The sequence below is a fragment of the Dellaglioa sp. CoH-57-MRSF-19 genome (assembly GCF_056781975.1).
Genome location: NZ_JBXAXW010000025.1, coordinates 1 through 1,160, shown reverse-complemented (window position 1 = coordinate 1,160; position 1,160 = coordinate 1). Strand labels below are relative to the sequence as shown.

General features: G+C 54.1%; 2 protein-coding genes. Both read right to left on the bottom strand.

Going from position 1 to position 1,160, the window contains the following annotated elements:
• A partial coding sequence (locus tag AC1RO3_RS07925) for a hypothetical protein (RefSeq protein WP_481763918.1) occupies positions 1-275 on the bottom strand: 275 nt, incomplete at its 3' end.
• A 3-nt stretch (positions 276-278) separates the two neighbouring features.
• Positions 279-1,160 (bottom strand): hypothetical protein (locus AC1RO3_RS07920; protein WP_481763917.1); only part of this gene is annotated, 882 nt, incomplete at its 5' end.

Genomic DNA, 1,160 nt, shown 5'->3' with positions numbered 1-1,160 from the left:
GTGCCAGACACTTGATCCGCAATCTGCTGTTCGAGCGGGGGATTAGTCACCCACATGTTACGCAGATTCTGCAAAATCTCGGTCTTGATATCGACTTGTCCCTCGAACACATTGTCGATGGCATTTGTGTAATCCACGTAGTATGGATTAGCCGCTAGATATGGAGGCAGCAGAATACTGCGCGGGTAGCGATACCCAAGACGCCTGTTTTCTGTTGAGTCCGTCGAGGGCCAATCCACCTGATACTTATAGATTTCTTGATATGGCGTACTCATGTTTTACCCAATTTGCAGGCGGGTCGGATTTGTGTCGATGCGTTGCTGGCGTTCCGCGTAGAACACGTTGACTGTCAGCGAGCCGCCGACTGCCGGATCGATCGAGTTGTAACGAATCGGCCAGTTGCCCGACGCAGGAAGCGGAGGGACCGGAGTAACCGAGCCGTCGTCCGTCCACGTCAGGGGCTGGCCAGCATTGATCGTGGCCAGCAAGCCGAACCCATCATGCGAATCGCGACCCCAGATATGGTATTTACTTGCGTCATATACTGCGGGCCACGTGAGCGTAATAGATGCCGGTGCCTGAGCCTGTGTCACCTGCGGATAAACCCACGATGTTGGGTACCCAACGTCTCCGGTGCTTGCCATGTCCGTCGAGATGCCGTACGCGTACACAAGCTGACCCAGTGATCCGCCATTGTGGTTGATGGTGTACTCAGCAACAGGCGATGGAGGTGCCCCAACAATCATGGCCCCGGTCGGTGAACGAGGAATCACGTACGAAATGTTCGGATTCGACTTCATGGCCGCATTAACCAAGTCCGATATATAGAAGTTGGTCATCAGCAGCCCCGGACGCTTCGAGAACAATGTCTGGATAGCCTGCTCTACACTCTGCTGAACTTGTAGCAAGTTGGCGCTGTTGAATGCATATACGTCAAGCGCCACATTGCGGGCAATTGCGATCGGGTCCTGCCATATGAAGTACGTGCTGTACATCGTGACTTTCTGACAGTAGTTCAGAAAGTCCTGAATCTGAGCCTGCGTCCACGGGCTAGCGGTGAGTGCCGACACACGAACCACGTTCATCCATCGGTAGTCCGATGGATCGATCTCGCGCTGGGCCTGAGTCATCACGTCTAGAATGCCCGGATACGTAGCAAT